Consider the following 6,453-nt stretch of genomic DNA (forward strand, 5'->3'; position numbering starts at 1 on the left):
AGGGCTTGCAGGGGACTTTCGCCCCTTAGATTCGCGCCATGCTTGGCACACAAAGCGCCAAGGACTTCACGGTCGCCCGCGAAGTCCTTGGCGCGAAGAGTACGCCGACCACCGTGCTAACGGCGTTTGCGAAGCCGACTGGCCGCCGCGACCGCCACGGCGCCAATCAACATTCCAAGACCGGCGCCGGCCGCCACCGGCAATTCCGCTCCCGCTTTCTCCTGCGGAAGCACCACCGTCACCTGCGCCGCTTCGCTGACTTGCGATTCGATCCCGCTATCCACCGTTACACGGTAGACGCCTTCATCGTCCACCGTGGCGGCGGCGCGCACAAGGGCCGGATTCGTTTCGCCGGCAAGCAGCTGGCCGTCTTTTGCCCATGCATACGTGTAAGCGAGGGTTGGCCCACCCGTCACGAGCACGCTCAGTCCGAAGGGCGCCCCTTCGTTCACCGTGACCGACGAAGGCTGGCGCACGATTTGCAACGGCTCGGGTGATGGACCCACCAGGGTAAGGCGAGCCGGCGCAGACGTCAGCGTGGCGGCGCCCAATCCCTTGGCCTGACCCAACGGATCGGTGATGACGCAGTAGTACTGACCCTGATCCGCCAACTGGGCATTGACGATCGTAAAGGACTGTTCGTTACCGACTTCCACGTCGGATCCCGAGGACATTTTGCGGAACCACTTATAGGTAAAAGCGGACGCTTCTCCCTCGACCGAGACGGTGAAGGTATAATTGCCGCCCACCGGCCCCGTCTGATGCTGGGGCTGGCCGTTCGGCGTGAGCAACGGGATGGGAAGCACCTGTATCTGCACGGGAGCCGATTCATAGACGCCGTCCGGCGAACCGGCATAGGTCGGCGTTAATTGGTAAGGCTGGCCATCGCCGACACCCGTATCGCGCACACGAACGGTGTAGACCCCGGCGTCATACGGCGCCAGCGGCGTCAGGTTATACGTCGGAGAACTGACCGGCAACAGCAGGCCGTCACGATACCACTCATACGTGACTTCGCCCACGCCGCCGCTGACAACCACCGAAAGGGGCGGATCGTGCGTGTCCGCGGCGTGGAAGATTCCGCCCTGCGGAGCGGTGACAACCGTCAGCGGATAACCCACGAAGAGCGGGGCCAGACTCGACGATAGGATCTGGCTTCCGTCCGTCAACACGGCAAAATAATAGCCGGCATTGGCGGTCGAATTGATATCCACCGTCAGTTCGGACTTGAAAAATACGCCGTCGCCGACGGGAAGCATGTCCGCGGGGGGGCCGAGCGACACGGCGCCGTTTCCGGCGGCGTCATCGGCGTGGAACCACTCGCAAACCAACGGCTGGCCGGGTTCGCCGCCGCTGGCCTTGACCGTGAATACCTTCGGCAAACCGCCGATTACGCGTCCGCCACCTACCGGCTGATCTTCATTGGCGATAACGATGGGCGTGTTGGTAACGGTAACCGTCGTTTTGGGGGTGTACGGATGCCCCTGCGCCACGCAGCCATCGCTAATCACGCAGTGATACTCCCCGGAATCGCCCGGCTCCGTGCCCAACTGGGCATTGGTAATGGTCAGGCGCTGGGTTGTCGCGCTGGGATTCGCGCTGCCGGAAATGGGATTGTTGTCCTTGTACCACTGGTACGTGTACTGGGCGAAATACTGGGGATCCGGCACGACAAACGGAACCGGATTGGGTACGTTGCCGCCGGCCGGGCGCACTTGCAAATCAATCGTCCCGCCCAGGATCACCGAAATGTATTGTTTCGGTTGGCTGTAATAATAGAGCACATGGAGGCTGGCCGTGGGCGAATACTCGAAATAGGAGGCCGAACCGCCCGGATACGTCAGGGTATTCGTCACCTTGCACCGGTATTGGCCGATGTCGGTCGTGTTGTTGGCAGACGCCTTGCTGTACGTCAGGCCCGTGGCGCCGGAAATGTCCGCCCAACCCGCGCCGTTGTTGCGCTGCCACTGATAGGACAGGGTGCCCGTCGAACTCGATGCCTCAATCGTGAACGAGAACGGATCGTTGCGGCGCACACACCGATCCTCAGGCAGACCGGGGGTGAAATTGATGGGCGGGGCGGGCACATTGACGTCATAGACCGGCGATTCCTTCATTCCCGTGCCGCAGCCGGTTTCCACCTGCCATTTGAAGTAGCGGTGCTGGAGCCAATCCACGTCGAGATTGAATGTAAACTGGCCGTTGCCGGTGTTGTACGTTCCCGCGGACGTGTCAATTTCAACCCACGGATCGCCCGGATTGGATCGCTTGAACAGGCTGAACCGGTAATTCGCCGCGCCGGCTATTGTATGGTCCACGTCAACCACCCATGTTATCGTCCCAAGGAATACCGGCGACGACGGCTGGGCGGGCCAACTTTGCACCACGATTTCCGGGAAATCGGCGGCTTCCAACGTAAACCATGCCGCACGGTTGCCGCCGGCCGTAACGTAGGAGGCCCGGTTGGTCGTGCCGTCCATGTTCAAATCGCCCAGCGAGGCCAATCGCGCCGACTGGCACGGATAGGCCACGCAGGAGAAATTATTGATGGCGTTGTTCAACGCATTGCAGAGATCCGTGCCGTATATATCAACATATCCGTCCACGTAAGTGTCCGGTTGGTCAATGAAGACGACGATATGCTGATTGGTGCAGCCCGTCATTTGGTACAGCGCCTTCGCTTCGGCCATTTGCGCGGCGGCCATGGCGTTCGATTGGGCAATCTGCTCCATCAGTTCCTCGGGCGTGAGGCCTTTTTCGAGCGACTTCTTGCCGAGACCCTCCAACAGTTTCGGAATCAGATTCTGGACAACGCCCAGGCACAGGTTGCCGAAAAGGCCGCGGTACCAGTTGATAAGCGGCTCGTCGCCCGTCGTCATGCACGCCGCGCCGAGATGCTGCATGCAGTCTTCGATATCGTATTCGACGGGCGCGCCGTTGATGTCGTAGAGCTGCGGATCGTGAATGTCAACGGCGCTCCGGAAGAGTCCGTCCTCGCCTTCGGGGAACTTGTTCGACCACAGGCTCGGAATATCCACCGGGAAGCCCAGTAACGTATTGACCTGTCCCGTGGTCACCGCCGGTATGACCACGTTCACATTCGTAAGCGTGATTCCGGACACCACGGCGCGGGTAATGTGCACATAGAGGTTCTCGATGGTGAGTTCGACGTTGCGTATCTGGTTGAACGAAACGCCGTAGGCCGACTTGATGTTCGGAATGATGTTCGGGTTGACCGAATTCAGGGGCGGGGTACACGATGCATCGGTGTTCACCAGCGTCTCGACCATCGAGAAGTAGTCATCGCTGCGGATTCCGTTGCCGCCATGGATGGCCAGCGTCAGGTCGTATCCCGTAAAAATCGGCTGACCCTGCACGCGCTGGTAGATGGGCGAACTGCCGCCGCTCCAGGTATCCACGCCCTCGAGATTCGTAAACAAGGAACTCAGAACCGCCTTGAAATCGAGCAATAACTTGTCGAAATCCGGCGCGGTCGTCTGCGCGTGGGCCGGCGCCCATGACACACCAAGACCGGCCAACACCAGCAACAGCACGACGATTCCAACCCGCTTCCCGCGGACAATGCGCCGCAGCGCGACGCCGGAAATCAGCGCCGCCAGCAGGCCGAGCGCCCACCGCGAAGCGGCCGGCATGGGCACTTGCGGTGTGTACAATTGGATGTTGGCCGAAGAGGAGACCGAGCCGCCGCGATAGGTCGCTTCCACGCTGTAACGGCCCACGTCGGCCTCGTCCACGGAATCCACAACATACGTGGGCGAGTCGGCCGAATCCGCAATCGGTTCACCGTCTTTCTTCCACGTGAAATGCACGTCCAAACCTCCTTCGGTAACCACGGTAAGCGTCTTGGATGTTCCCGGCATGACCGCCAGATCGTCTTTCAGTCCCTCGACAATCGCAAACGGTTTTGCCGTGCGAACCTTGGCCTCGCGCGTCCACAGTTCGGACAGAACCGTCGCGCCCTGCATGTCGCGCACGCGGCATTGATAGATCTCCTCGCCGTCGGTCTCGTTCGCAAACACAAGGGTGTTGCTCGTGGCGCCGGGAACCTCGACCAGCGCCTTCTTGAGCGGCGTCACACGGAACCATTGGTACTCGACCGTGCCCCGCGCCTCCTCGACCTGCACCTCCACCTGCAAATCGCTTGCCGTCGTGTAGGCATACAAATCTTCCGGCTCGCGCTTGATGGCAAAGGGCAACAAACTCAATTGGCCCGCTTCCGAGGTCAGCGACGCGCCCAGCGGATCTGTAATCGTCACCCGGTAATACGCCGCCGTATCCGGACCCGCCGTCATCAAATACTTCGCCGCATTGGGCGGCGCCGGGGTCGGGGTATACCACACGCCCGCGGGCAACGGCCCCGTGTTGGCCTCCCATTCATAATCAAGGGAGCCCAACCCAATCGGCGTGTCCACGGCCGCGAGGAACGGATAGCCGATCCGCGTCAGCAGGCTTTGCGGCTGCACGCGGATGGACAGGTTCTCGAACACCGTGACCTTGAAAATGTCGGTCGTGACGCTTGGCGATTGTGTGCAGCCTTCCCACGGCGCGTCGGAAACTACGCACCGGAACGATCCGCTGTCCGCCAGCTGCGCATCGACCAGATTGAGTTGATTGTTCGTGGCCACGTAATGACCCGGATTGGATGACAGGTTGTCCCATTCGTTGGTAACGGGGTTGAGCCGCTGCCACTGATAGGTAAACGACGGCCCTTCCGGAAACGCGCTGGAATTGCCGCCGCTCGCCGTCACCGTAAACGGGGCCGGAAGATTTTCACCCACCCGCACATTCACCGATTCGGCCTCGGCGACCACATCGATCGGTATGTTGGCGTAAGTCACCGTCGCCGGGCCGGCGATCGCCTGCGAGGTTTCATCTTCGATGACGCACCGGAAGCGATCCGCCTTGTCGGGAAGAATACATCCCACATAGAACGATATTGTGGGCTGATTGGAATTCGGTCCCGTGTAGTTTTCCCAAATGCCCGTGATGTGATTGTACTGTTGCCATTGATACGTGATGGTCCCGCTGCTGCTGGCGTTCGCGGTCAACGATTGATTCGTGTTCACATAAGCCGTCAGCGACGCCAACGTACCCACGTTCAGCGTGCCGCCCAGCACTACATTCGCCACGCTGGCGGGCACGGTGGTGGTGAAAATACTGCCTTCCGACATGCTGCCCGGCTCGGTGGATCCCGGTTCGGGCGGAAGCGGAACCGCGGCCAAGTCGCCCACGCGGATACGGACGTCCGAGGCGATGCCCGGGCCGTTGTTGCGCACGTAGATCTGATCGTAGCCGTTGAAGATGCCCGATACCCGGATCAATTCGATGCGGCGTATGTTCGGGAACTGCGGCAACACGTCATCCTGGTTCCAGAAGCCGTTGGCCGTGTCCAGGAACCCTTCCGTCGCGGCCACGTTGTAGGGAAGACTGATTTGGGGGTTGCGCAACTGGCCGATGAACGGATGCCCGGTGTCATTGTCGAACGAATTCGTACCTTGTAAAACGGGCGGGTTCGTTGCCGTACCCTTGTTGATGGAAATCGGATTGAACGAGGGAAGATTGTCGTTCAACAGTTGCGCGGACATGTTCGATATACGGCTGAAGAACGCATTGCGCCGCGGCGCCGTCGCTCCGTTGATGTTGTCGCCTTTCACGGTGGCCTGTGCATCTATGAATATGAGCGATCCCTGCAGCTTCACCATGCCGGGCAGCGCATAGCCGCCTTGGCCGCCGTCGCCACCCTTGCCACCTTTACCGCCCGCGCCGCCATTGCCGCCGGTACCGCCCGAACCACCATCGCCGCCTTTGCCCATGACGCTCGCGTTTTCACCCAAGGCATCCCGGATCGTGCCGTTGGATATATAAATGGAAGGCCCTGCGCCGCCGGGACCGCCCGCGGCGCCCGTGGTCGCGGCCGTGCCGTTGGTTCCGTCGCTTCCGGAGCTACCGGACGTGGGGGCATTGGCGGACACATCAAACGTGGGCGTCCCTTCGATCTTCAGAATCCCGCGCGCCGCCAGCACGAACGCACCGCCGCCCGCGCCGCCGTATCCGCCTTGACCGCCGCTGCCGCCGGTACCGCCCGATCCGCCCACGCCGCCCGCGCCGCCGCCGCCGCCTTGGCTGACCGAAGATCCGTTATTGCCGCCGCCCGCACCCGTGCCGCCGTTGCCGCCGTAAGTTCCCGCGCCTTTTCCGCCGGTACCGGGTGTCGCACTCGAATTCATTTCGCCTTGACCGCCCGCATTGCCGGCCAAACCGGCGCTTCCGCCGGCCGCGCCACCGCCTGAACCGCCGCCACCACCGCCCGATCCGGAAATTTGCCTTCCGCCCAACAAATCCAAGACCCAATTCCATCCGCCGGCATCTATCCAAGAACCGGCGCCACCACCGCCGCCGAGTAGACCTCCTTGCCGGCCTCGTCGAGCAGCC

General features: G+C 61.5%; 1 protein-coding gene. It reads right to left on the minus strand.

The features are described from left to right. Positions 1-116: 116 nt before the first annotated feature. On the minus strand, positions 117-6,365 hold the full coding sequence (locus P5540_19595) for an immunoglobulin domain-containing protein (GenBank protein HRT67019.1): 6,249 nt from the start codon (positions 6,363-6,365) through the stop codon (positions 117-119). Positions 6,366-6,453 lie beyond the last annotated feature (88 nt).

It is taken from the genome of Candidatus Hydrogenedentota bacterium (assembly GCA_035450225.1).
Lineage (GTDB): Bacteria > Hydrogenedentota > Hydrogenedentia > Hydrogenedentales > SLHB01 > DSVR01.